39 protein-coding genes are annotated in these 23947 nt (G+C 62.1%); 36 read left to right on the forward strand and 3 right to left on the reverse strand.

The annotated features are described in order from the left end of the window. Positions 1 to 61 precede the first annotated feature (61 nt). A complete protein-coding gene (locus tag SLG_RS10785; RefSeq protein WP_014076499.1) occupies positions 62 to 958 on the reverse strand; it encodes an FkbM family methyltransferase in 897 nt (298 codons plus the stop codon). 193 nt (positions 959 to 1151) lie between these two features. Next, complete coding sequence (locus tag SLG_RS20925) at positions 1152 to 1700, reverse strand: helix-turn-helix transcriptional regulator (protein WP_083853462.1); 549 nt, start codon at positions 1698 to 1700, stop codon at positions 1152 to 1154. On the opposite strand from SLG_RS20925, the gene SLG_RS10795 reads away from it, so the two are divergent. The 35 genes from SLG_RS10795 to SLG_RS10965 all read left to right on the forward strand — a co-directional run bounded on the left by SLG_RS10795 (position 1699) and on the right by SLG_RS10965 (position 20435). Next, positions 1699 to 1947 (forward strand): helix-turn-helix domain-containing protein, encoded by a 249-nt coding sequence (locus SLG_RS10795; RefSeq protein ID WP_231848662.1) that lies wholly within the window; start codon positions 1699 to 1701, stop codon positions 1945 to 1947. The genes SLG_RS20925 and SLG_RS10795 overlap by 2 nt on opposite strands. Before the next feature lie 2 nt (positions 1948 to 1949). After that, on the forward strand, positions 1950 to 2489 hold the full coding sequence (locus tag SLG_RS21350; RefSeq protein WP_014076502.1) for an HNH endonuclease: 540 nt from the start codon (positions 1950 to 1952) through the stop codon (positions 2487 to 2489). Beyond that, a complete protein-coding gene (locus SLG_RS21730; protein WP_014076503.1) occupies positions 2486 to 2641 on the forward strand; it encodes a hypothetical protein in 156 nt (51 codons plus the stop codon). The genes SLG_RS21350 and SLG_RS21730 overlap by 4 nt, the downstream gene beginning before the upstream one ends. A 60-nt stretch (positions 2642 to 2701) precedes the next feature. Continuing rightward, positions 2702 to 2989: a hypothetical protein gene (locus SLG_RS10805; RefSeq protein ID WP_231848663.1), complete on the forward strand. Its 288-nt coding sequence runs from the start codon at positions 2702 to 2704 to the stop codon at positions 2987 to 2989. Further along, on the forward strand, positions 2982 to 3404 hold the full coding sequence (locus SLG_RS10810; RefSeq protein ID WP_014076505.1) for a hypothetical protein: 423 nt from the start codon (positions 2982 to 2984) through the stop codon (positions 3402 to 3404). The genes SLG_RS10805 and SLG_RS10810 overlap by 8 nt, the downstream gene beginning before the upstream one ends. 171 nt (positions 3405 to 3575) lie before the next feature. Beyond that, complete coding sequence (locus SLG_RS21735) at positions 3576 to 3743, forward strand: hypothetical protein (protein ID WP_014076507.1); 168 nt, start codon at positions 3576 to 3578, stop codon at positions 3741 to 3743. After that, on the forward strand, positions 3736 to 4032 hold the full coding sequence (locus SLG_RS10820; RefSeq protein ID WP_014076508.1) for a hypothetical protein: 297 nt from the start codon (positions 3736 to 3738) through the stop codon (positions 4030 to 4032). The genes SLG_RS21735 and SLG_RS10820 overlap by 8 nt, the downstream gene beginning before the upstream one ends. 166 nt (positions 4033 to 4198) lie before the next feature. After that, positions 4199 to 4408, forward strand: coding sequence for a hypothetical protein (locus tag SLG_RS10825; protein WP_014076510.1), 210 nt, complete (start codon positions 4199 to 4201; stop codon positions 4406 to 4408). A 181-nt stretch (positions 4409 to 4589) separates the two neighbouring features. Continuing rightward, complete coding sequence (locus SLG_RS10835) at positions 4590 to 4799, forward strand: hypothetical protein (RefSeq protein WP_148276561.1); 210 nt, start codon at positions 4590 to 4592, stop codon at positions 4797 to 4799. Continuing rightward, a complete protein-coding gene (locus SLG_RS10840) occupies positions 4796 to 5242 on the forward strand; it encodes a hypothetical protein (protein ID WP_014076512.1) in 447 nt (148 codons plus the stop codon). The genes SLG_RS10835 and SLG_RS10840 overlap by 4 nt, the downstream gene beginning before the upstream one ends. A gap of 3 nt (positions 5243 to 5245) precedes the next feature. After that, entirely contained in the window at positions 5246 to 5500 is a 255-nt protein-coding gene (locus tag SLG_RS10845; RefSeq protein ID WP_014076513.1) for a DUF2312 domain-containing protein, read from the forward strand. A gap of 1 nt (position 5501) precedes the next feature. After that, positions 5502 to 6380 (forward strand): hypothetical protein, encoded by an 879-nt coding sequence (locus tag SLG_RS10850; protein ID WP_014076514.1) that lies wholly within the window; start codon positions 5502 to 5504, stop codon positions 6378 to 6380. A 2-nt stretch (positions 6381 to 6382) separates the two neighbouring features. Next, entirely contained in the window at positions 6383 to 7702 is a 1320-nt protein-coding gene (locus SLG_RS10855; RefSeq protein ID WP_041391929.1) for an AAA family ATPase, read from the forward strand. 318 nt (positions 7703 to 8020) lie between these two features. Then, positions 8021 to 8311: a hypothetical protein gene (locus SLG_RS10865; RefSeq protein ID WP_014076516.1), complete on the forward strand. Its 291-nt coding sequence runs from the start codon at positions 8021 to 8023 to the stop codon at positions 8309 to 8311. 55 nt (positions 8312 to 8366) lie between these two features. Further along, entirely contained in the window at positions 8367 to 8594 is a 228-nt protein-coding gene (locus tag SLG_RS10870; protein WP_014076517.1) for a hypothetical protein, read from the forward strand. 24 nt (positions 8595 to 8618) lie between these two features. Then, complete coding sequence (locus SLG_RS10875) at positions 8619 to 8855, forward strand: hypothetical protein (protein ID WP_014076518.1); 237 nt, start codon at positions 8619 to 8621, stop codon at positions 8853 to 8855. After that, entirely contained in the window at positions 8852 to 9247 is a 396-nt protein-coding gene (locus SLG_RS20400; RefSeq protein ID WP_014076519.1) for a putative terminase small subunit, read from the forward strand. Before SLG_RS10875 ends, SLG_RS20400 begins: the two co-directional genes overlap by 4 nt. Beyond that, the gene (locus SLG_RS10885) at positions 9228 to 10451 is read left to right on the forward strand and encodes a PBSX family phage terminase large subunit (RefSeq protein ID WP_014076520.1); all 1224 of its coding nucleotides are present in this window, start codon (positions 9228 to 9230) and stop codon (positions 10449 to 10451) included. Before SLG_RS20400 ends, SLG_RS10885 begins: the two co-directional genes overlap by 20 nt. Positions 10452 to 10497: 46 nt before the next feature. After that, positions 10498 to 11955, forward strand: coding sequence for a phage portal protein (locus SLG_RS10890; protein ID WP_014076521.1), 1458 nt, complete (start codon positions 10498 to 10500; stop codon positions 11953 to 11955). Beyond that, a complete protein-coding gene (locus SLG_RS10895) occupies positions 11952 to 12143 on the forward strand; it encodes a hypothetical protein (protein ID WP_014076522.1) in 192 nt (63 codons plus the stop codon). Before SLG_RS10890 ends, SLG_RS10895 begins: the two co-directional genes overlap by 4 nt. Before the next feature lie 3 nt (positions 12144 to 12146). Next, positions 12147 to 12983, forward strand: a complete 837-nt coding sequence (locus SLG_RS10900; protein WP_014076523.1) for a phage minor head protein — start codon at positions 12147 to 12149, stop codon at positions 12981 to 12983. Positions 12984 to 13077: 94 nt separating this feature from the next. Further along, a complete protein-coding gene (locus SLG_RS20680) occupies positions 13078 to 13629 on the forward strand; it encodes an HNH endonuclease (RefSeq protein ID WP_014076524.1) in 552 nt (183 codons plus the stop codon). A gap of 41 nt (positions 13630 to 13670) precedes the next feature. Next, positions 13671 to 14798 (forward strand): DUF2213 domain-containing protein, encoded by a 1128-nt coding sequence (locus SLG_RS10910; RefSeq protein WP_014076525.1) that lies wholly within the window; start codon positions 13671 to 13673, stop codon positions 14796 to 14798. A 12-nt stretch (positions 14799 to 14810) separates the two neighbouring features. Beyond that, on the forward strand, positions 14811 to 15269 hold the full coding sequence (locus SLG_RS10915; protein ID WP_014076526.1) for a structural cement protein Gp24: 459 nt from the start codon (positions 14811 to 14813) through the stop codon (positions 15267 to 15269). 14 nt (positions 15270 to 15283) lie between these two features. After that, positions 15284 to 16231, forward strand: coding sequence for a DUF2184 domain-containing protein (locus SLG_RS10920; RefSeq protein ID WP_014076527.1), 948 nt, complete (start codon positions 15284 to 15286; stop codon positions 16229 to 16231). 12 nt (positions 16232 to 16243) lie between these two features. Next, positions 16244 to 16549, forward strand: a complete 306-nt coding sequence (locus tag SLG_RS10925; protein WP_014076528.1) for a hypothetical protein — start codon at positions 16244 to 16246, stop codon at positions 16547 to 16549. Positions 16550 to 16620: 71 nt separating this feature from the next. Next, on the forward strand, positions 16621 to 17016 hold the full coding sequence (locus SLG_RS10930; RefSeq protein WP_014076529.1) for a DUF4054 domain-containing protein: 396 nt from the start codon (positions 16621 to 16623) through the stop codon (positions 17014 to 17016). Next, positions 17013 to 17390 (forward strand): hypothetical protein, encoded by a 378-nt coding sequence (locus tag SLG_RS10935; RefSeq protein WP_014076530.1) that lies wholly within the window; start codon positions 17013 to 17015, stop codon positions 17388 to 17390. The genes SLG_RS10930 and SLG_RS10935 overlap by 4 nt, the downstream gene beginning before the upstream one ends. Before the next feature lie 101 nt (positions 17391 to 17491). Continuing rightward, on the forward strand, positions 17492 to 18205 hold the full coding sequence (locus SLG_RS21355; RefSeq protein ID WP_231848666.1) for an HNH endonuclease: 714 nt from the start codon (positions 17492 to 17494) through the stop codon (positions 18203 to 18205). After that, positions 18202 to 18615: an HK97 gp10 family phage protein gene (locus SLG_RS10940; protein WP_148276726.1), complete on the forward strand. Its 414-nt coding sequence runs from the start codon at positions 18202 to 18204 to the stop codon at positions 18613 to 18615. The genes SLG_RS21355 and SLG_RS10940 overlap by 4 nt, the downstream gene beginning before the upstream one ends. Beyond that, positions 18612 to 18821 carry a hypothetical protein gene (locus tag SLG_RS21740; protein ID WP_014076532.1) on the forward strand — a complete coding sequence of 70 codons (210 nt, stop codon included), beginning with the start codon at positions 18612 to 18614 and terminating at the stop codon, positions 18819 to 18821. The genes SLG_RS10940 and SLG_RS21740 overlap by 4 nt, the downstream gene beginning before the upstream one ends. Then, positions 18763 to 19200, forward strand: coding sequence for a tail completion protein gp17 (gene gp17 / locus SLG_RS20930; protein ID WP_158512715.1), 438 nt, complete (start codon positions 18763 to 18765; stop codon positions 19198 to 19200). The genes SLG_RS21740 and gp17 overlap by 59 nt, the downstream gene beginning before the upstream one ends. A 12-nt stretch (positions 19201 to 19212) precedes the next feature. Beyond that, entirely contained in the window at positions 19213 to 19464 is a 252-nt protein-coding gene (locus SLG_RS10955; RefSeq protein WP_014076534.1) for a hypothetical protein, read from the forward strand. Positions 19465 to 19500: 36 nt separating this feature from the next. Further along, complete coding sequence (locus SLG_RS10960; RefSeq protein WP_014076535.1) at positions 19501 to 19947, forward strand: hypothetical protein; 447 nt, start codon at positions 19501 to 19503, stop codon at positions 19945 to 19947. 56 nt (positions 19948 to 20003) lie between these two features. Beyond that, entirely contained in the window at positions 20004 to 20435 is a 432-nt protein-coding gene (locus SLG_RS10965; RefSeq protein WP_148276564.1) for a hypothetical protein, read from the forward strand. A gap of 175 nt (positions 20436 to 20610) precedes the next feature. On the opposite strand, the gene SLG_RS10970 is transcribed toward SLG_RS10965, so the two are convergent. Then, complete coding sequence (locus SLG_RS10970; RefSeq protein WP_014076537.1) at positions 20611 to 20961, reverse strand: hypothetical protein; 351 nt, start codon at positions 20959 to 20961, stop codon at positions 20611 to 20613. Between the two features lie 80 nt (positions 20962 to 21041). Between SLG_RS10970 and SLG_RS10975 the strand changes: the two genes are divergently transcribed. Next, positions 21042 to 23945 carry a tape measure protein gene (locus tag SLG_RS10975; protein ID WP_014076538.1) on the forward strand — a complete coding sequence of 968 codons (2904 nt, stop codon included), beginning with the start codon at positions 21042 to 21044 and terminating at the stop codon, positions 23943 to 23945. Positions 23946 to 23947 lie beyond the last annotated feature (2 nt).

Consider the following 23947-nt stretch of genomic DNA (forward strand, 5'->3'; position numbering starts at 1 on the left):
GCCCGCCTGGCGGGGCGGGCTAAGGAGATTGGTGTAGGCCGATCGCGCTAGCGTCGGCCCACTATATGAAGTTCAACAGGTCGCCGGCTGCCTTGGCGTTGATTGCCAAGATATCGGTTTGCAGGTAGATGATACCCGCATCTTTGAAACGCCTGATCGTCTCGTCGGAGAGCTGGCCGTTTTCGTCAACGGGATCGGCGTGAACGTCGAAATAGCCCAGGCAAAAGAATGGGACACCCTTGGTCGGCAGGTTCATGTGGCTGATTTTGAGGCCCAATTGCTCCAAAAGCTCCAGAGCTAGCCAACTGGTTTCCGGCGCAAACCCGAACTGAAGCCGATCAAAACAGCAGATGAAGCCTTTGTCGCGCAGATATCCGACCGTGCCCTCTCGGGCTAAAAGCTGATTTTCGGCATATATCAGCTTAACGCCCCGAATGGTGTTTCCCAATCCTTCAAGGGCGCTCATCTCCCCGCCCTGCAAGTCAAGTTTCACGAAGTCATATTGAGGTTCCGCGTCGAGGCGAACGACCTCAACCTCCACCGTGTCGGCGTAGTGAGCGCCAAGCATGCCGTCATACGACGTGCCGGGCGGCCAATCGGGGTTGGCGCTATTGCCCATGCGCGTTGGAACTGAAAAGCTTGCACGGCCACTGAAATTAGAGACGGCGAACGGGCGCACGTTCAAATTTGGGTGGTCCGCACATACGCGCTCAAGAACCACCACGTTCTCTGGCAGAGGCTCAAAGCATTCTACGCTCGCCGAGTGCCTGTTTTCAGGCTCCAGATGCGCATCCAAAAGCGCGCCATATTGCGTTGAGACTTTACCGACGCCAGCCCCGCAGTCTGCGAACCGGGAAAAGCCAGCCTGATATTTCTTTATCGCGATCGGCAACAGGTCGTCGAGTATGCCTTCACGCTTTCCAGCCATCATGCGTGCGTATAGCGGCTCCGTCAGCATCCACCTCTCCCATTGATATTGCAGGCCAAGCGCAAAGGCTCCTTAACGCGCTTGCAAAATAGGATTCTTCCTATGAGAACATATTGAGAACATCGACTCGGAGGCGACATGCCAAAAGAAATCAGGATGGGAGAGCCGGCCTGCCCCGAACAATGCCCGGACTGCACGCTGCGCTGCGCCGCGATTGTCCATTCTATGGCCGGGCTTCGCCGCCAGCATGAAGAGGCACTTCGACGATATTCTCTTCATCGGATGCGCGCTGACCTTGAAGAGATAAATGAGCTTGGAAAGTGCTTGGAAAGCTCCGCGCGAGCATTCGCGCGCGCTCGCCCTCATCGCCGGCGGTCGCAGTCTGCTCCAGGAGCGTTTGAAACATACGTGTCAGCACGCTTGCAGTAGGAAGCTGGACCGGGAGACTTACAAACGCGCCCTGTTCTGGGGCGCCCAAGCCTCTTTCCAGAAAAAGTTCTGCCTCCGGGACGGATAGCGCCTCGGCGAGTTTTAGCCGAAGCTTCCCGCGCGGCTCGCGCCCACCAGTCTCCCAGCGGCTCACCGTTTCCTGTGCGACGCCAACCCGCTCGGCAAGTTCGTCTTGCTGCCAGCCCCTCTCCTTTCGGAGCCGTATCAGATTCGTTCTGAATGCCATGCCGGTATAATGGTCCACCGGCTGCAACAAATGAATGACCGAAGCGGTATATTGGCTATTGCGGTCAAATACCGTTTTGGTATATGAATGGCTCATGAGCACCTATCAGAGCCTCATTAGGGCATTCGTTGACGACGAAGCCAATTCGCAACTGGCGCTCGCAGCGGAGATCGGCAAGAGCCAAGCCGCTGTAAATCGGTACGCCAACGGCTTGCGCTTTCCGGATGCCGAAACCGCCAGGGCCATTGAGCGCGCCACAGGCGGGCAAGTTCCATTCTCGGCATGGCAGCAAGAAGCTGCTGCGCGGATTGGAATCGAGCCCCCCCAGGACCGCGCGGCATAGATATGGCGAGGACACCTCTCTCTCGCGGCCTGTTCGCCATCATTGACGATGAAGATGAACATCTCGTCGCCGGGATTAAATGGCACGCCCACCCTGTCGAGCGTTCGACAGGGGGATTTTACGCGGTCAATGGCCGCGGTGGCGCAAAGCCGACTTTGGCAGGGCGCCGCTACATGCATCGACTGATCTTGGGCGCTTCGGCTTCTCAGTTGGTTGATCACGTCAATGGCGACGGCCTCGATAACCGGCGCGCAAATCTGCGGATCGCAACGCGGCGGCAGAATAATATCAATCGGCAAACCACCAATCGCTGGGGATTTAGGGGGATAGAGCGCACGGCATCGGGAAGGTGGCGGTCGCTGATAAGAGTTGATGGCCGAAGAATTGCAGGGCCGCTGCAGGACAATGCCATCGACGCGGCGCTGATCTATGACGCCATGGCAAGCCTTCATTTTGGCGAATTCGCCGTCTTGAACTTTCCTAAGCACAAAGAAGCGACCGCGCCTCAAGCCCCCGCCTCCCGGAATGGAGGGCGGCTGTGAGCGCATGGTTCGGCACGGCCTTCCTTGTGCTGGCCTTTTGCGCGTACCTCGCTGCGTGTGCTGCGTCTGGCGTAGCCCCCACGATCGACGGCATTTTGCTTGTTCTGGCGATCATGATTTACCTGCGCCTTTGGCAGATGGAGCGCGACTAAATGCCCGCCTCCTGCCCCAAATGCGGCCTGCGCACTGCCAGCCCGAATCTTTGCGAATGCTTGCCCTCTGACGCCGCGCGCTTTCAGCGCCCCTCTCCCGGCGTCAGCGTCCCGGCCATGCCTCCCTCCAACGTCCATGGTCGGGACATCTTTTCCACCCTTGGCGCGCCGTCCTTCCACCGCGCCAAGCTGCTCCCCGGCCGGGATAATCCCACGCCGGCCGGGGAGCAGTCCGTCGCAGCGCAGGGGGCACAGGCGCGCGACGATCTCAGCAACAAGTTCACCGATGGGTTTGGCGTCGTTCATGCGCCCTCTATCACACACAGCGAGGCACGACATCATGCGTGATACTGCCGACATCATGCGCGAACGCCAACGCGCTATCCGCCGCGAGATCGATCGCCGGGGCATCGCCCTCAAGGCTATCGAGTTCGACGCGGGCATCTCCAACTCGACGCTGCTGTCCTACTTCCCCGGTGGCGATGCGCAGCCGGCGGTGATCCCCATGTCGGCGGTGTTCCGGCTGATCGAGGGCAAGGCGCTGCCGCTGGATCTCATCTCTATGCTGCTGCCAGTGGGGTTCCTGCTGGTGCGGGTGCCGGAAGAGGTCGACTTCGACGAGATCGACGCGCACTGTCGCGCCTTCGTCAAGACGAAAGCCGAGACGCATCGCGAGGACAGTCCGGACAGGCGCGACATTGCCCCGTGCGAGCGCGACACCCTCAATGGACAGGTCGCGCGCCTGCGGGCGGTGGTGGGATGAACCATCTCGGCAAGCGGAGCCTCAAAAGGCTCATCGATGATCTTCACGCTCAGGCTCGTGAGGCGGCGGGGCTGACGAGCGGCAGCGAATGCTATGAATGCGGCGCCTCGGGCAGCGATGTCGCGCGCCTTCTTGAGGATGCCGCGGACACTTTGGAGGCGGCGTCGCGCCATGACCAAGGCTGAGAAAATCCTTCAGGCAAAGCTCAACGCTCTGGTCGCCCATCTGGACGCCACGTCCGGCCCGATGAACGCTGCCAGCCTCTCCCGGTCATACGGCGTGGACGAGGCCCGCGTCACTGAAATTCTCAAGCGCAGAGGAAGGTATCAGCATGGATAGCCCGCCTTATCTGTTCGACCAGTACGCCAAGCGCCACGGCCTGAGCTTCGAGATGGCCAAGCGCGCCCTCCTGATGCGGTCCTACGCCGACCAGGGCAAGAAGATCAAAGAGGCGGCGTCTCTTGTCGGCATCAGCCTCAATAGTGCAAAAACCGTTGCGCGACGCATGCTGATCGATTTCGCTGACTGGCGGCCATATGCCCGTCTGGAGGCAAAGGGGCTGGACCGACCGCAGCCCGGCGAGCGCAATATCGCACAGCCGGCGAATGAGCTGCCGTTGTTCTCATGAAACTCCTCCCCCTCTTCTCCCGCAAGCCAGACCCTCGTGAGCAAGCCATGCGCGATCTGGAGCGCATCGTCCGCGAGACGAGAGAGCGCAACCGAGGATGGGCATATCGCCGCCGCGACCAGCTCGCAGGCGAGCGCAGGAAGCGCTTCGAGGAGGCTATGGGGATATGAGCCTTGACCGCATCATTGATGCCCGCCTGCGCGCCCATGAACGCAACGCCAAGCAACAGGCCGGTATCGAAGCACTCCTTGCCCGCAACGAGACGATCCGCCGGCTCAAGAGACAGGGCGTCCCCGATGAGGATATCGCGCGGCGCTACGGGATCGGCATCACGACCGTGGGGAAGATCAGTGTCGGCAACACGGGGCGGCGATGATGGCTGGATACCCTGGACCGGCGAGCGAGGCTTTCACGGCGATGCGCCGCTACGCGTCCGTTTCCGCAACGGCGACGTCAGCAAGCAGGTCCTTCCCGCGGGCAAGTGGCGCGGACGCTGGGGCCATCCTTTTCCGCGCGATTGGGATTTCGACATCGTCGCTGTGCGTCGGGAGGGGTGAGTGATGCGAAACCGACGCCAGAGCGCCAATATCGACCAGACGATGATATCGGCGCGCGATGCCGAGATCCAGCTTCTGCATCTTCTGACCGGCGCGCGGACCATCGCGCATTTCACGGTCGAAGACCTCTCCCGCATGTATCGCGTGCGCCCGGGCAAGATCGCCCAGATGCTCGCGACGGAGCAGGAACGCAGGAGCCGCCTCCTGTGAACGATATGGCGCACCTGGATTCGCTCACATCGGGCGATCTGCATGAGGAGCCCATTTTCCTCGTGCGCGGGCCTACGGCAATCCCGAAATCGCCGGAGATCGTTCGGCAGCAGCAGTTCCGCAATCTCATGCGTGCAGCCGCGCCGTCTGTGATGGTTTTCGCCAATGCCAATGCCGGCAAACGCAACCCGTTGCTTGCCCGCAAGGAAGGCATTCGCGGCGGCGTTTTCGACATGACGGTGGCGTGGTCAGAGCGTTGCATCGCCTTCGTGGAGATGAAGGGCTTCGACAAGCGCGGCCATGCTGGCGAGCTTCAGCAAAATCAAATCGATTGGGGCAACTCCATGCATCGGCTCGGCTTCCCTGTCGCCTGCTTCTTCGACCCCGTCGAGGCCATCGACTGGCTGCGCGAGGTCGGCTGTCCAATCAGAAATATGAGGTGAGCAATGTCTGAGATCGGCCACAACATTAACGCTACCGATGACCGTCTTCGCCTGCTGATCGAGCGCATCGAGCGCCTGGAGGAGGAAAAGAAAGGCATCGGAGACGATATCCGCGACGTTTACGCGGAGGCCAAGGGCACCGGATACAATCCCAAGATCATGCGGGAGGTTATCAAGCTCCGTCGCATGGACCCCGATGCCCGCAGTGAGCGCGAGGCGGAGCTGGAAGCCTATATGGCTGCGCTCGGGATGGCCTGACATGGCGGTCCACGAAGTCATCTCTGATTTTCTCGACTTCATGGCGAGCGAGGGCGTGGCGCCTACTGATAGCGCCGCGTTCATCAGCGAGATCACGTGCGGCAACGTCATCCGTTTCGATTGCGTCGGTGAGCGCCGGGGCAGCAAGAACGGGTGGGCGAAGCTCTATCTCGACGCGCGCCCGGCCGGTGCGTTTGGCAACTGGAAGATGGGCATCAACAGGCGCTGGTCGAGCGGGACAGCCAATGAGCTGAGCCCCGCAGAACGGCGCGCCCTGCGTGAAGAGTGGGATCGCAACAAGGCGCGCCGTGAAGCCTTGCGCATCGAGGCTCAGCAAGGCGCTGCCCGCGATGCCGCCCATATCTGGAGCACCGCCGACCGAGCGAGCCCGGAGCACCCTTATGCGGCCCGCAAGAGACTGAATGTCGCCCCCCTGCGGCAGCACGGCAGCGAATTGCTGGTCCCGATGTATGACGACGAAGGCGCGATATGGAACATTCAGCGCATCTTCGAGGACGGCAAGAAGCTGTTCATGAAAGAGGCACGGATCGACGGGCTGTTCGCGATTATTGGCGACTTCACTGGTGCGAAAGAGGCCGTGATAGGCGAGGGCTATGCGACGCTTGATAGCGTCAACCAGGCTTCCGGCCTGCCGTGCATCGTGGCCTTCAACACATCGAACCTTCCAAAGGTGGCGCGCCTGTGGGCCGCGCATCGGCCGGACATGGATTTTATCGTGTTCGCAGATGATGACGCTGCGACGCGTGAGAAGATGCTGGCGCAGCATGGGGTCGACAAGAACCCCGGCATCGATGCGGCCGAGGCTGTCGCGAACGAGATCGGCGCGCGTGTCGCCTATCCCACGGGGAGGGTGGCTTGAGCGTGGCTGAAAATCGTGATGCCAATGACGACTTCGTGCAGCATGGGCCAGAGGCGATACGCAAAGCGATCGCTGGCGCGCGCGCGCCCTTCGCGCCCTTCGCGCCATATGACGAGCCGGATAATGATGACGGCCCATTGCCTGGCATCGCGTATCCCAGCGAGTGGCAGGGACTGAGGCCGCCCAATCGAGACTTCGTCATACCTGGCTGGATCGTGCGCGGCTCATGCGGGCTGTTGAGCGGGCAGGAGGGCGTCGGGAAGTCTCTGATCGCGCAGCAGATGGCGACATGCGCTGCGGTCGGCCGCAAGTTCCTCGGTCTCGATATCCAGCACACCAAGGTCATCTATATCACCTGCGAAGACCCGACTGACGAGCTTTGGCGCCGACAGGAAGACATCAACAAGTCGCTCGGCATCGACATGACTGATCTCGAAGGGGCCATGCTGCTGGTGTCTCTAAAGGGAGAGCTAGGCAATGAGCTTGGCACCTTCGATCCGCAGGGCCGCCTATCCCTGACTGCCAGATATCGTCAGATTGAACGCCTTGCCCTCGACTTCGGGGCGGGCCTTCTCTTTCTCGATAATGCCGCGCACCTGTTCACCGGTAACGAGAATGCGCGCCATGAGGTGGCTGTGTTTCTCGGCATCCTGGAGCGCCTGTCGGAGGCCATGAAGGGCGCTGTCATCCTTCTCGCGCATCCGAACAAGCAGCATGCCCAAGGCAACAAGCAGGGCAACGAATATAGCGGCTCAACGGGTTGGAGTGCGCATGTCCGAAACCGATTGTTCCTCGATTGGGCGGACAAGTCCGACACAGGCGATGTGCTCGGTGATGACGGCCGAGTCCTGCGCAAGTCCAAGGCGAACTATGGAAAGAAAGGAGAGGAAATATATTTCCGCTGGCACGAATGGGCTTTTGTCCGCGACGAGGAGCTGCCCGCAGAGGAACGCGCGGCTGTTCGCGTCGAGAGTGCTGCCGGGTTCGAGAATGATTGCTTCATCGCATGCCTGCGTCAGCGCATGAAGGAACAGCGCGCCGTGTCGGAACTGCCGGCATCGCGCACCTATGCCCCCAAGGTCTTCGCAGACATGCCGGAAGCGCGTGGCCTGACGAAGGAGCAACTGGCGGGGGCCATGGATCGCCTGTTCCGCATCAACGCAATCGAGCGCGGCTTTCTCTGGGTCATCAAGGGCGAAGGGAAGACGGCGCATGGCATCCGCGAGGTTGGCCGGAGCAACCGTCAACAGGTGGCAAGGGGGTCCGATGACCTCTCCGATGACCTTCCGATGACCTCTGGCGATAAATCGGGGGAAAACTGAAAATGCTTATTTTTCAAACCGATGACCTTCCGATGACCTTTTCGGAAAATACCCCGATGACCTCCGATGACCTTCCGATGACGTCCGATGACGTCTCCGATGACGTCCCTACCCCCTACGGGGGTATTCCGGGACAGGACGTCCCCGGATACCCCGAGGGGGTGACGGCCGGCCCTTGGCATGATGACACCCACCACTGGCACTGCCCCTGTGGCTGGCACACCCAGGTCAGGGCCGACGCCTTCAGCACCATCAACCCGGCACCAGCCACCCTCCCCTGCCCGGCGTGCAAGGGTGAGGCGAAGAGGAGACCCGCCCATGACGAAGCTTGATCCCGAGACGGTACGCAACGGCGAGCAAGCAGCCGAGCAGGAGCGGCGCATCGCTGAGATGGAACGCAGGATCGAGCAGCTGGAGCGCCAGATGTTCCCGAACTTGTATCCGAGGCAACCATTCATGCCGAGCATCCCGCCGGGCTGGCAGCCGGAATATCAGTGCTCGGTGTGCAAAATGAAGTTCAGCGGCGCGATGGGCTATGTCTGTCCGCGCGGCAATTGCCCATCGCGAGTGACTGCCCTCGCCAACCACAAGGGCAGCGGCGGTGAGTAGGGCTGCTGCGCTGCCTTGCAGCGATCGGTGTCTATCATATGATCCGGGGGCGCCCATGACCCCCGATCGATCAGACGATCTCACCACGGCCTATCTCGCCGGGTTCGAGCGGGGGCGCGATGCCGAGAAGGCTGCGATCGTGGCGTGGCTGATTCAGCAGCCGTCGATTGTCGCTCTCGGCAACTCTCCCAAACACGTGGTGCCGAACCGACCGGCAAAGCTCGCCGCTGCCATCGAACGCAGCGCCCACCACACGGGCCGGAAAACGGAAAATAGGGGGTAGCGCTTGAAAGAGTTCCGTCGTCCGATGCCGGACACGTTCGCGGCCAGCTTTATCGAGCATGGCCATGACCGGGTGCTGGAGGAAATCCACCGGGCATCGTGGAAGACGGTTATGCGCTGGATACACGATCTGCCAGACGAGATCATCGAAGCCCGCGAGGAGCACCTGCGGCGCACCAAATGGCCCAACGGCAGACCGGGCCCGAAACGACGGAGATATGTGATGGGACAGACGTTGACGAGTAAGAGGAGGGGGGCGTGACCAATCCAGTCGGACGCCCCTCGAAGTTCAAGCAGGCCTATTGCGCCGAGGTCGTGAACCACATGGCAGAGGGCGCGAGCCTGACTTCGTTCGCTGCCGAGATCGGCGTTGCGCGTGCAACACTGAACGTCTGGATGGAGGAACACCCGGAATTTTTGGATGCCGTTGGGAGGGCGAAGGCCAAATGCGCGGCCTGGTGGGAACTTCAGGGCCGGAAAATTGCCGTCAATGGTGGCGGTCCGGGGGCATCGACGCTTGCCATCTTCGGCATGAAAAACATGGGCGGCGATGACTGGCAGGAAAAATCATCTGTCGACCTGAGCAATCCGGACGGCAGTATGCGACCGACTGTCGTCAAGATCGTGGCGGCCGATGTCCGAAGCGACGATTGAGTTACCGCCAAAGCTTGTGCCCGTCTTCGGCCCCGCGCGCGGCTCGTTCCAGTACCGGAACCTGCATGGCGGGCGCGGCTCAGGCAAGTCGTTCAATGCGGCAAAAATGGCGGCGGTATGGGGCTATGCAGAGCCCCTGCGCATCCTCTGCACCCGCGAGTTTCAGGTCAGCATTTCCGAGAGCTTCCATGCTGAGTTGAAGGCTGCGATTGCGTCAGAGCCATGGCTTGAGGCGCATTACGACGTTGGCGTCGATTACCTGAAGGGCGCGAATGGGACGCAGTTCATATTTCGAGGGCTGAGGCGCAACGTGCAGTCGGTCAAGTCGCTCGCCAAGATTGACCTGACAATCGTTGAGGAGGCCGAGGATGTGCCGGAAACGTCATGGCTGGCGCTGGAGGCGACGGTGTTCCGGCAGCCTAAGTCGGAACTGTGGGCGCTGTGGAACCCACGGCAGGAGGGAAGCCCGGTCGACAATCGCTTTCGGAAGAGCCCGCCCGCCAACGCGATCACGGTCGAGGTCAACCATTTCGACAATCCGTTTTTTCCACCCGGCCTAGAAACCCTCCGGAGACGTGAGCAGGAGCGCCTTGATCCGGCGACCTATCATCATGTCTGGGAGGGCGGATATCTCGTCAATTCCGACGCTCAGGTGCTCGCCGGTAAGTGGCGGGTCGCCGAGTTCGAACCGGCGGACACATGGGATGGGCCATATCAGGGTGGCGACTTCGGCTATGCGCAGGACCCTACCGCTGCGGTGCGGTGCTACATCCACGGCGACACGCTTTATGTGAGCCACGAGGCGGGCGGGCGCGCGATCGAACTGGATCACATTGGCGCGAAAGTGTGCGAGGCCATTCCGGATTTCGCGCGCCATGTCTCTCGATGGGATAGCGCATCGCCTGGCTCGATCAGCATCATCACCCGCAGCGGCGTCCCGTTAGCCAAGCCAGCGCCCAAATGGCAGGGGTCCGTCGACGATGGCATTCGGTTCCTCCGATCGTTCCGGGAGATCGTCATTCACCCCCGCTGCAAGGCAACGATCAACGAGGCCCGGTTGTACAGCTACAAGGTCGACCGGCTCACTGGCGACATCCTTCCCGTGCTGGTAGATGCGAACAACCACTACATCGACGCAATCCGCTATGCCGTATCCCCAATGATCAAGGGCAAGCGCTTCAACATGGCCAAGCTCCTCGACTGACCGACGACGGTAATCCCCGGCGCTACCCCGCCCTACCCTCATCGCCATGTCTGGTGGCCGCATTCGATCAGTTCGCCTGAAGGACGGGCTCGGCGCTGCCTTTGCCTCGCTCGGGGCGATGAACATGCCGCCCTATATGGCTGGCGCCGGTCTGCTCCCGGGCTTCTTCACGCACCAGCTCGCTATCGCGGCCTACATGGCGTCGGGCATGATGCGCAAGGTCATCACGATCCCGGCCGAGGACCGCGTTCGCGAGTGGCGCGACTGGCAGGCGGAAAAGGACCAGATCGCGGCGATTGAGGCCGAGGAAGAGCGTCTTGGCCTGCAAGGCAAGGTGCTGGAAGCGGAAACCCTGCGCGGCATTGGTGGCGGTGCTCTCGTCATCATCACGGCCGGCGACCATTCGACCCCACTGACGCCCGAGATGATCCGCGAGGGTGGCATCATCGCGATCAACGTCGTCTCGCGCTGGCAGATCAGCGGCAGGGACTGGATCAAAGACCTCGCCAGCCCGGAATATGGCCAGCCCCGCATGTGGGAGATGGACAACGGGGCCGCGACGCGGGCGAACATCCATCCGAGCCGCGTCATCTGCTTCCGTGGCGCGCGCCTGCCCGCCGGTGCCGCAATCAGCGATGAGGATGCTTTTTGGGGCGATAGCAGGCTCCTGCGCGTCTACACCGAGGTTTCCCGCTCCGATGAGGTGCAGGCGTGGTTCGCGGCGCTCGTGCGCAAGGCCAAGCTGCTGCGGTTTGGGGTGTCCAATCTTACCGATTACGATCAGGACGAACTGAACAAGCGCATCGCCCTCATCGCGCAGGGTGAGAACGCGCTGAACGCCACGCTTTACAGCTTGCCCACCAAGGATGGCGTCGGGGAATCTGGCGGCGAAAAGATCGATGACTTTCAGGTCACATGGGCCGGCATCCCGGCCATGATGGACGCCTTCGACCAGCGCGTCGCCGCCGTGTCGGACATTCCGTTCACCCGTCTGACCGGGCGCTCGCCTGCTGGTATGAACGCGACCGGTGCATATGATGACCTGAACTGGGTCAAGGCCGTCACCACAGGGCAGAAACTCGAAACAGGGCCATGCCTCAAGCAGCTTGATCCCTTCCTGCTGGCATCCGCTGGCGTTTCTGGCGAGGACATCTGGTGGCAGTTCGCGCCGCTTTCGACGCCGAGCGAGAAAGAGGCGGCCGACACCTTCGCCGTCATGATGGGCGCGATCGAAAAGGTGCAGGCGACCGGCGCGGTGCCTGATGAGGCCTTCGCCAAGAGCTTCCAGAACTGGCTTGTCGAGAACGGTTACCTGCCCGGCATCGATGTGGCGTTGGAAGATATCCCGGAAGACGAACGTTATGGCGTCGCACCGGATGATGACGGCTCGGATCCAAGTGCAATCCAAGCGAGAGGAGGTGATCCTGACCTATCTGCCGAGCGTGGCGGCTCAGGAAGTGGGGCCGCCCGCCGTGCTGCGAATGACAAAAAGGGCGAGGAATGAGCGTCGACATCATCGAGCGTGGCGAACTGCCCGAGAAAAAGCGCTATGAACTCCGCTGCCTCCATTGCCGCACGAAATTCTCCTTCCTGCGCGAAGACGCTCAATATTGGTCGAGCGTCCGCAATGAGGAAGGCCTGAAGATCGCCTGCCCGGTCTGCCGTCGGGATTGCTACACTGACGGTGTTTGAGCCGTGCGTTACAACCTCGCCCAGCTAGCCCGCCAGCAACGGAACACCCGCCGCCAATCCATCGCCCTGCGCGAGATCGTCATGCCCGGCGTGCTGGCCACGGACCTCTACCGTTCCGTCTACAAGCCGGTTATCGACACATGGACCGCCGCCCTCCCCCGCATTGAGGCGGTCTATGCGCGGACGCTTGCGGAGATGGTCACCGACAGCCCGGCCGATGTGCGCGCGGAGATCGACGGGGCCAGCGCGGCGGTGCAACGGCTGCTGTTGATCCTGACGCCGAACATTCGGGACTGGGCTTTGCGTGTGGAGCGATCCCAGAGGCAGAAGTGGGCTGGCGCGGTGCTCAGTGCCACCGATGTCGCGATTGATTCTCTCATGGGGCCGGAAGACGTGCGCGGCACGCTTGAATCATTCATCGAACGCAATGTGGCGCTGGTGCGCGATGTCAGCGCGCAGGCTCAGGCTCGCATCTCGGATGCAGTGTTTCGGGGGCTCAGTGAACGGCGTCCTGCCCGTAACGTGGCAAAGGATCTGCGCGACGCGGTGAGTCTGTCCCGTAAGCGGTCACTCAACGTCGCCAGCGATCAACTGTCGAAGATCAGCGGTTCGCTCGCGGAGGAGCGCCAGAGGCAGGCGGGAATTGAGCAAGTCATCTGGAGATCGAGCCGCAAGCTCCATCCGCGCAAGCACCATGCCGCGCGCGACGGCAAGCGTTACTATCTGGAGACGAAGCGGGCGGTGGACGGCAGCGAGACAGTCGCGCCCGGCGATTGGGTCTCACAGCCGCCGTTTTGCGGGTGCAGAACGCAGGCCTGGATTGACTTGATGGGCGATTGAGCTTGGCGGGGAATCAGTAAAATGCTAAGAAATTCGGGCCGGTAACGCTGCGTCAACAGCGCCCGGCCCTGACCCTATGATGAGGCGACATCACATGGCTAACCGATCCGATATCACGCCCGAGTTGTGCCGCCAACTGCTCCGCTATGAGCCGGAGACGGGGAAGCTGTTTTGGCGCAAGAGGGGCATGGAATGGTTCTCTGACCGACGTTCCTATTCAACTTGGAACGCGAAGTATGCAGGCAGGGAAGCGTTCTTGGTTCGCACAGAGGACGGATATTTGAAGGGGCTTCTCCTCCGCTCATCATTCCGCGCATCAAGAGTAGTGTGGGCCATTGTGCATGGCGTCTGGCCCAAGGGCGAAATTGACCACATCAACGGGGTGAAGGACGATAATCGGGTCGCGAACCTTCGCGATGTGCCGCGATCCGTTAACGCACGGAATCGTGGCATGCGCCGCAACAATCGCAGTGGGATAACGGGAGTGAAGCTCGACCTGAATTCGCTGCGCTGGCACGCCACCATTCGCGGAAATGGCAAAAACCTGTTTCTCGGCTCGTTCGAGAACAGGGTAGATGCGATCGCTGCAAGAAAGGCTGCTGAGGTCGAGTTTGGATACTCCGAAGGCCATGGGCTTCAACGCTGACGACGGTAAACCCATGCGCATGCCCCGCTTAGTTTCGGGGCATGGTCCAACTATGCGACACCCTTGATGCGTCGAACGGCGTCCGGATTTGCCGGGATGGTTCGCTCGTGGCTGAGGTGTTCGCAGCAAGAACCGGCCTTCAGGATTATCTAGGCCAAGAGGTCGATCCTGATAACAAGCACGGCTTGCGCGACAAGGCCGTCGCGAAGGTCTACCGCCCCGAGAGCGAAGTTTTCAAGCTGGACAGCCTCGCCTCTTATTCGGCGGCGCCAGTGACAATCGACCATCCCCCGGTCGCGGTCACCGCCGACAACTGGCGTGAGTATGGTCGCGGCGAGATCCACGGCGACATTGTTCCGGACGGCCAAAAGGTCCGCGTGCCGATCATCGTCCGCGATGCGCAGGCCGTGAAGGCTGCCACCACCACGCACAAGCAGATTTCCATGGGGTATTCGACGGAACTCGTCTTCCCCACTGACGGCAAGCACCCGGACGGCACCGCCTGCGACGCCTACCAGACCAACATTCGGATCAACCACATCGCTTTTGTTCCTGCCGCTCGGGGCGGGCCGGAACTTCGCGTGATTGATGAGCGCCCCAACTCCCAGGAGAAACCGACAATGAAGATCAGGATCGGCGACGCCGAAGTCGATGCGACGAACGGCGAGGCCGTTCGGATCGCAAATGATGCGCGTGAGGCGCAGTTCAAGGATGTTCAGGCCCGCGCGATCGAAGCAGAGGCCAAGGTGGTCGCTGCCGACGCCGCCGCTGTCGCAAAGGATGCCGAGATCGCATCCCTCAAGCAGCAGCTCGCCGACGCGAAGCTGACCCCGGCCCAGATGCGCGAGGCCGGCAAGGCCTATGCGCTGATCGTCGACAAGGCGAAGGCATCGGGCGTGACCGTGACCGACGCCATGGATGAGGCCGCCATCATGAAGGCGGTCGTCGACAAGGCGATGCCGGGCAACACCTACACCGATGAGCACGTCAAGATCGCGTTCGAAACGCTGACCAAGGACGTGAAGCCGACGCAGGGCGCGACCGTTCAGCCGCTCGGGGCACCGGTCGTTCTTGGGGATGCCGCAGCCGAATTCGCCGACGCCCAGCGCAAGCTCAGCGACCAGCGCCGCAATGCCTGGAAGACGCCCGCTTTCGGCGCGGCGGCGTAAGGAGACATCGACATGGCTATTACGGTTCAGAGCACCTACGCCACCGATTACGCCAAGGGCTATCCGGGCATGATCGCGAACGGCGAGACGAGCAATCGCATCTCGCGCACCGTCGAGGATAGCGCCGGCATCGCGTTCGGCAAGGCCGTCTTTCGCGGGTCCGGCGACCACGGCGTGACCGCCACCCCGGCAGCAAACACCTTCATGGGCGTGACCATCGCTGATCGCGCCATCGTCCCGACGACGGTCAGCGGCGCCGTGGACACCTACCCGCAATATTCGACCGCCGGCATCCTTTTCGAGGGCTGCATCTACGTGATCGTTGGCGAGGACGTGACGGATGGCGCGGCGGCTTACGTCACCAGTGCCGGCGCATTCGTCGACACGTCTTCGAGCAACACCGCCATTCCGGCGGTCTTCGATGAAACTGTTGCGAGCGGCGGCGTCTGCCGTCTGCGCATCGTCCGCTAAGGGGGTAAGACACAATGACTGGTCAGATTTTCACGGACGCGCAGCAGGCGGTGGGGTTCGCAACCCCCGCCCTCTACCGCATGCACTCCACGGTCTTCGAGGAGAAGTATCCGGCGTTCGACTATGCGACCTACATGCCCGTCAATGAAGACGGCGACATGTGGGACGTGGGCACGATCGTCACCAGCCTGAACGGCCCCGCCGGTCGCGCCGAGTATATCTCGGCCAAGGGCTTCGACATCCCGAACGTGTCCAAGCAGATGTCGCAGGGCGTCACCAACTTCTTCCTCGCCGGCTGCGGATACGAGCTTTCGCTTCAGGAGGTGAACCGCGCGTCGAAGATGGGCGTCGATCTGGCGAGCCGCGACGCCTCGGACGCGCGCAAGATCGCGGAGAAGTTCATCTTCGATCGCGGAATGACCGGCTCAACGGAGAAGGGCTTTACCGGGCTCATCAACAACGGCGGCGTGCCGACTGCCAACGTTCCGGCGGACGGCACCGGATCGGCAACGGCATGGTCCACCAAGGACGCCGACAAGAAGGTCCGCGATGTCAATCTGGCCATCACCGACGTGTTCACGAACACGAAGGAAACGGAGATGGCCGACACGCTGCTGCTGCCAACGTCCAGCTTCCTCGACGCGTCGACCGCGCGGGTGGGAGATACGGGGATGACGGTGCTGGCCTATATCCAGGCCAACAACGCCTACACCGCGATCTCCCGGCAGCCGCTCAACATCCTGCCCATGCAGTGGCTGGAAACGGCGGGCGCTTCCTCGACCAAGCGCATGATCGCCTATGCGCGCAATCCGGGCGTGCTGGAATTCTTCCTGCCCGGCGCGTTCACGTTCATGCCGATGCACCCGATTTCCTCGCTCGCGTGGCGGGTGGACGGCATCATGAACGTCGGTCAGCTCGAAATCTATCGTCCGAAGGCGGTCTCCTACCGCGACGGCATTTAAGGAGCGCTCGCCATGAAGAAGCTGACAAACCACACTGCCGGGCCCAAGGGCGTCAACCTCAAGAACGGCACCACGCGCTGGATCGAGCCGGGCGAAACGGTCGAGATCGACGCGGGCGATATCGTCGGAGACGTTCCCGATCTGGGCAAGGCAGGCAAGGCTGAGCCTGACGACGCTGCTCTCATCGATGCCGTGCAGGCTGAGAACGCGGCGCTCAAGAAGGAAGTGGCCGATCTCAAGGCGCAGATCGCCAAGTTCGATGCAGATGGCGACGGCAAGCCCGGCGGGTCGAAGGCTGGTAGCAAGACGCAGAACTGATTTCGTCATCCGATCGACGCACTGAGGCCGCCTCGTCACACACGCGGCGGCCTTCATTTTAAGGACCGCCCATGGCTTATGCCCGCCTCCCCCTCGCCGACTTCAAGGCCAAGTATGTTGCCTTCCCGGCGCTTCAGGAGGCCGCTTACGCAGCATGGGCGAGCGAGGCCGAGGCCGAGATCACGGACGCCTATGGCACCGCGCAACAGCGCGCCACGGAGCTACAGACGGCGCATTACCTCGCATCGCAGGGCATCGGCGGGGCTGCTGGGGCTGATGTGCTGATTGCGACCGGGGCGACCAGTGTCAAATCCGGCACCTTCTCTGCGACCATCTCCGATAGCGTCGTGTCCGCGCGCGCGAAGGGTGGGCTCGGCTCCACGCCCTATGGCATTGAACTCGCCCGCATCCAGCGCCGGTTGTTCGGCTCGCCGCGTCTGGTGGGTTGCGCGAGGCCGTGCCTATGAGCCTTGCCGACGCCTTCGCCGGTATCGGTGCGGCGTTTTCGTCCGCGCTCGGTGGCCCGTTCCATGCGGCGCGCGTGATTGGCGAGACGGACGCGGTCTATGATACGGGCGGCTCCATCGTCACGCCAGGCACTGTGTCATATCGCGACTGCTCCTGCCAGATCGATATCGCCACCGACGAGATGCGCCGGGATGGCAGCTATGTCGATCGCGATGTGCGCTTCATCGTCCTCTCAGCATCGCTCACGGGCAATCTGGGGACTGAGGCGCGCATAGAAGTGCTCGACGGCCCGCACGCCGGCACATGGCTCGTATCGTCGCTTGAGCGGGACCCGGTGGCAATCGGATGGGTCGGGAGGGGGCGAAAGGCATGATTTCGTTGCATGAATCGCGCGGTTCTGCCATAAATCAGCGGGCCGGAATGACGTTGGAGCGTCACCCGGCCCTGACCAAAATGTCTGTTGTGGAGACGATAATGGCTGACGAACGAGTATGCTCGATTGATGGTTGTGGCAAGAAGGTAAAGGGCCGTGGTTGGTGCGCAGCCCATCTATGGCGCTTCCACAACCACGGCGATCCGCAGCAACTTAAGATCAAGCAGCCGCTCGCCGAGCGCTGTTCAGTCTCAGGATGTATTTCGAAGCCGGATCGTGGCCGAAAGGGTCTTTGCGCTCGTCACTACCGCATGACTTATCGGCGAGGCACCACAGCACCCGCTAAAGCGATGGATGGCGAGCCCGAGCAGTGGCTCCGCGAAAGGGTAAGGTATTCTGGTGATGAATGCCTAATTTGGCCGTTCGCTCGGGGCGGGGATGGGCGAGGCCGGATAAACTGCGCAATTGGAGCGCAGGCTCACAGAGTTATGTGCATTCTGGCGCACGGCGAACCTGTCGATTCCAATTTGCAGGCCGCCCATTCTTGCGGCAGGGGGCACGATGGTTGCGTTAACCCAAAGCATCTGCGCTGGGCAACCCCGTTAGAAAATGCGGCCGATCGCGTTGCCCACGGCACGCAGGTTCGCGGCGAGGATTCATCCAGCTCGATTTTGACTGAAGATCAGGTGCGAGCGATCAGGCTTTTGCAAGGAAGCTTCTCGCAAGGTCGGCTCGGGCGGATGTTTGGAGTTGATGGGGAGACTGTTGCAGACGTCTTGAATGGTAGGACTTGGGCATGGCTCGATCAAAAATGATTGGAGCCAAGGCACATGTCGCTCGCCTGCGAAAATTAGCTGGCGAAGCGACTGTTAGGAGAGTCGGTAAAGCTCTCTTCGCTGCCGGAGAACTCATCCAGGTCGAGAGCCAGATCGGCATCACCTCAGGTGCGGTGTCGGGGAAAAATCACACCCCCGGTCCCGTAGGCGGCTACCCGAATGCGGACACTCACCTGCTCGCGGACAGCCACGAAACTAATCAAATCGCGCCCCTTGTCGTCGAAATATCGGTAAACGCTCCTTACGCCGGCTATGTCCATGATGGCACGTCGCGCATGGGCGCTCGCCCCTACCTTCAACTCGCCCGCGACGCAAAGAAAACCGAGGTCACCCAGCTCGTCCGCCGCGCCGTGGACCGCGCCGTCAAGACCAGCAGAGGAACTGAATGATGCAGACCGTGAAGTTCGCAAAGACCTACCGTCACAAGATCGATGCCCTGCGCGAGGCGCGCTATCCGGCGGGCGCCGAAATGGAAGTCAGCAACGAAGTCGCCGCTGCCGCCGAAAAGGCCGGCGCTCTTGAGAAGGGACCAAAGAATGGCGGGAGACCTGCTCCGGCAAACCGAACGGGCAGCAACGATCAGCCTGAAAGCTGATGCGGGCCTTGCCGCCCTTGTTCCGGCGGCGCAGATCGAACCCGTCGCCGAGGCTCCCGCTTGGCCGTTCATTCGCCTTGATGGAACGCAGGCCATTCCGCAGGGCCGGGGATGCACGGCGCGCTCGGAAGTGACGTTCCTTGTCCATTCGTTCGCCAAGCCCCGACGCAATGGTTCAGGACAGATGGTGGAGACGGCGCGCGATCACGCTGCCCGGATCAATGAGGCCGTGGTCGAGGCTCTACAGGCCCACGCCTATGAGGTCGAAGGCCGACACTACAAGTTCATCGTCCGCTCGTCCCGCCTCATGATGGACGCTGGCGAGGCGGATGCGTGGCATGCGATTTCGAGCGTGCTGGCGCGCGTCTACAACGGCTGATATACAGGGCAGATGGATCAACCCCTCGCCGAGCGCATGTTGCGTGCCCTGTTGATCCAGCTCCTCAAATCCGAGGCTATCGATCCGGACGACATCGATGCGGCGGCTGACAGGCTGGCGGCCGATGGCGATGGCGAGGCGGCTCATGAAATGCGGTGCCTCATCGTCGAATCCATGGCGCCAGAGCAATCGGATTGGGAGGCAGATCAGCGGCGCTCGCGTTTCCGGGTCGTGGACGGCGACGACGGTAAACCCACGGCGTAGCGCGTCCTAACCTTCGGCCATCATGAAGCCGGAGATATGCCCGTGAGCCTTCCCGTTGAAGCCGATTTCGCTGTCGTGAAGATGGGTGATGGCGCCACCCCCGAGGTCTTCACCATCCTGTGCGGCCTCGATCAGGTCAACATCAGCCGCACGGCGAACACCACCGACCGCGCGCGCCGCGACTGCGCCGCTCCGGGCACGCCTGCATATCGGCGATCGCGCACGAACAGCAAGCAGATGGACATCACGGCCAACGGTGCGATTAATATTCCGGACATCGCGCGCTACAATGAAGCGCTCGGCAAGGTGAAGAACTACGAAATTCACCTCGGCAAATACGACAACACGCCCGAGGGCGAAATCATTCACCTGATCGAAGGTGCGTTCAACCTCACCTCGGCGACCAGCGGCGTCGGCGATGAAAGCAATGCCGACGTGGCTCTGGCCAGCGATGGCATCTGGACCGAGGGCGCCCCTGAATAATGGAAACCCGCGTTGAGGCCGCTTTCGCCGGTGGCCGATACAGCTTTTGGCTTCCCATGCCGCGCATCGTGGAAATCGAGCGCGGTCCCCAGGGCTTCCGGCACGACAAGCGCTACCCGGTCTCGATCTTCCAGCTTTATGACGAGATCGGCGGCGGGCTCGGCGTCCATGAGGACAAGCCCGTCTATCTCGGCGGCGGCACGGCCATCATTGCTGATGCCCGCAACGTTATCCTGCAAGGCCTGATCGGCGGCGGCAAAGCGTTGGTCGACGGGCAGGAGATCGAGGTCGGCCCGATGCGTGCCGCTGAACTGGTCGAATCCTATCTTTTCCCGAATGCGCCGGCCGTCGAGGCCGCGTTCCTCGCGTGGACGATCCTCAATGCCGCGATCAACGGTGTGCAGTTAAAAAAAAAGGAAGCAGCCGAAGACACGGTAAAATCTCCGCGATCTCGAAAGGGCAAATCCTCGCCAACTGCGGACAGCTAGGGCTCGATTGGGAGCGACTGTCGCTCAGCGGCTATTTCGAGGCGCTGGAGGCGCATAACGCAGCGAACTCCGGTGAAAAGCCCAGTTCAGGCGGTGATCCGGAGCAGCTTGGGGCGGTCATGGCAGCGCGCTTGGCGGCAGAGGGGCGCTTTGTCGGGGCGCATCGGGGCGCACCCTAAAACGTCGCAGCCTTCATTTTCACGAAGGCCTTGCTGTCTGTCGTGCCGAGGAACTTCCGGCCGTCCTTGAATACTGCCACGAATGTGACGTCTTTCCCGCGCCCTCCCGCAAGCAATCCTGCGAGCAGCCCGACCGGGCCAAGCAATGTGGCGCCGACTATACCCCATCCGACAGTGCCGCCGACCCGCTTTACGGCCTCTTCGGTGGCCTGTTCGATCGATTGGAGCTGAGATGCCGGGATGCCCTCAAATCCTCCCCAGCCTCCCTTCGGCAGCGCAAAAGAGCCGAAGGTGAATTGGCCGGCCCCCTTGCCCCAATCACCCGCATGAACATGAACCTTGGCCATCACCTTCCTCCATGATCGAAAGCCGCCATCCTCACCCGACGACGGTAATCCACTCCAATCATGAAACCTAGCATGATGGCATGCCCGAGGTCGATCCCGTCATCCTCCGCTTGCTGGTCGACAACGGCAAGTTTCAGGCCGAGATGCGCAATACGGCGCGTCTCGTGGAGAGCACCATGGGCAGGCAAGAGCGCTCTGTCCAAAACCTTGAAGCGCAATTCAGGAAATCGTCAGGCGCGATAGGCGCGAGCCTGAAGGGGCTGGCCGGGACACTGGGCGCCGCCTTTACCGGGCGCGAGCTGGTCGGGCTGATCGACGGCTTCACCCGCGTGCAGAACAGCCTTCGCGTCGCCGGGCTTGAGGGGCAGGAACTCGCCAAGGTGCAGCAACAGCTCCTTGAACTGTCGGCGCGCTACGGCGTGTCGCTGGAAAGCCTGTCCTCCCTGTTCGGCAACGCCACGCAGGCCGGCAAGGAACTCGGCGCATCTCAAGCAGAGATCGTCAGGCTGACCGAGGCGACGGCGCAATCTCTGCTCATCACCGGCACCAGCGCCACGGCGGCATCCGGGGCCATCCTCGGGCTTCAACAGGCGCTCGCCTCCGGCACAGTGCGCGCAGAGGAATTCAACCAGATCAACGAGGGCGGCCTGCGCCCCTTGTTGCAGGCGGCGGCAAACGCCGAGAAATATGGCGGTTCGGTCGCCAAGCTGCGGCAGGCCGTCATCGACGGGAAGGTCAGCAGCCAGGAATTCTACCAGGCGATCCTTGCCGGTGCCACGGCGCTGGAAAGCCAGGCCGCCAAGGCGACGCTGACGATATCCGGCGCATTCGAGAGCCTGAACAGTCAACTCACCGCCTATGTTGGCGAGGCCGCAAAGGCCAATGGCGTCTCGGCGGCGCTGGCGATCGGCATCCAGAAGCTGGCCGACAATCTCGACCTCGCAGCCGGAGCCCTTGCCGTTATCGCTGCCGTGCTGGCCGGGCGCTTTGCCGCGAGTATGGTTGTGGCCGGTGCGGGCCTTGTTCGCACGCAGATCGCAGCCGCCACGACCGCTGCCAGCTTCAATGCGATGACGCTTCAAGCGACACGCGCATCAACCGCTCTGACCACTGTTGGTGCGGTTGGCGCCGCGACTGGAAGGGCATTGCTCGCTGCGTTCGGTGGCCCGGTTGGGTTGGCCGTCACGGCGCTGACCCTTGGCGTTGGCTATTATGTGATCCAGGCCAATGCCGCGAAAGCCGCATCTGAAGACCTGAAGAACCAGCTTCAGGTGTCCGCTGACAGCCTCAGCGCGGCTGAGGAGCGCGCCAGAAAGGCTGGCGTCGAGGTCGAAAACCTTGGCGATAAGTCGTCATCGGCGACAGGCGACGTGTTCAGCATCGGCCGGGCGATGAAATTCGCATCCGACGCCGCATCGCAACTGGCCAAGAACGCGAAATTCGCTGCGGCCGCAACGGCGACATTGCGCGCCGTCGAGGCAGAGCGCCGGATTGCCGAGATCGATTCATACGGAAAGCCAAACGAAACGCTTTCGCGCATCAATGCCGCGCTCGGCGGGCAGAAGTCAAACGAGGTCATCAACAAGGCATTCGAGAGCCTGCAAGCGGAGAGGGGCGCGCTTCAGGCCATCGCGCAGAACGCGCGGCAGGAGGCGAAGGTCATTCTCGCAACGCCTGATGCAGCGTTCAATGAAAAGAGCCCCGCTCCTGCGCCGGCAGGCGATGACAAGAAAAAGAAGAAAGGCCGCGCCGGCCCGACTGCGGAAGAAATCGAGGCCCGCTTCCAGAGCGAGCTTTCAAACGAGATACAGCGCACCATCGAAGCGCGGCGCAGCATCGCGATCGGCGCCGAGGAACAGGCTGCGCTTGAGCGGCAGGCGCTCGCCATCGCCGTCGAACGCTACAAATCCGACGTGCAGGCGGACAAGAACTACTCCGATGCGCAGAAGGCCGCCCTTCAGGCGCAGGCCGACAAGACAGCCGAAATCGAGCGCGAGCGGATCAACATCAACGAGCGCGAGGCACTGGCGCGCGAGCAACTTGACGTCATGTCCGGCGAGATCGCCAATGACCGCGACATCGCTTCCGCACAGGCCCGGTTGGCTGAGACGAGAGATGAGCGCGCGCGGCTTGAGTTCAGACTTCTTGACCTCGCCTATGAGCAGGAGCGGGCGGAACTTGAAGCGGTTCTCGCCAGCGAAACCGCCACCAAGGCGCAGAAGGACATCGCCAACGCGCGCCTCGCCATCCTCGGGCAACTCCGCGGAATGGAAGCCGAGGAAATCGGCCGCCGCTATGAATCCCCCCTTGAGCGCCGTCGCCGCGATGTTCGGGAAACCGCCGCCAACATGGGCGACGCGATCCAGAATATCGAGCTGGATGCAGTTGATCGCCTCACCGATGGTCTTGCCGACGCCTCGACGGAGTTCATCAAGCTCGGTGGCGTTGCGGGCGATGTTCTCAACGGCATCATTCGTGACATGATCCGCCTTGCCGCGCAGCAGGCGATTTTCGGTGGCGCGGGCGTTGGCGGCATTCTCGGCACGATCGGCGGGTTGTTCGGGATCGGCGGCGCCGGGGCCGCAGCATCCGGCGCCGACATCGTGTTCAATCCCCAGACTGCCGCGAAATATGGGTTTGCCTCCGGTGGCTACACGGGCGACGGCAATCCGGGCGACGTGGCCGGCTTCGTCCACAAGGGCGAGTATGTGATCCCCGCCAGCGCCGTGCAACGCATCGGGGTCGCCAATCTCGACGCCCTGTCGTCAGCCCGCTCAATGACCGGCGTTTCGGCGGCCTCGCCTGCCTCCGCGATGAATGGCACGATCCGGGTCGCGATCACGATGGACAACGACGTGTTCACGGCGCGGGTGCAGGAGGCGAGCGTTCCTGTCGCCGTGGAAGTTGTGCGCCAGAACGGCCCAGGCCTCATCCAGGCCGCGAAGGCTGAGACGATGCGCGACATGACCCGCCCGCGCCTCTGACG

The organism is Sphingobium sp. SYK-6, from assembly GCF_000283515.1.
Classification (GTDB): domain Bacteria; phylum Pseudomonadota; class Alphaproteobacteria; order Sphingomonadales; family Sphingomonadaceae; genus Sphingobium; species Sphingobium lignivorans.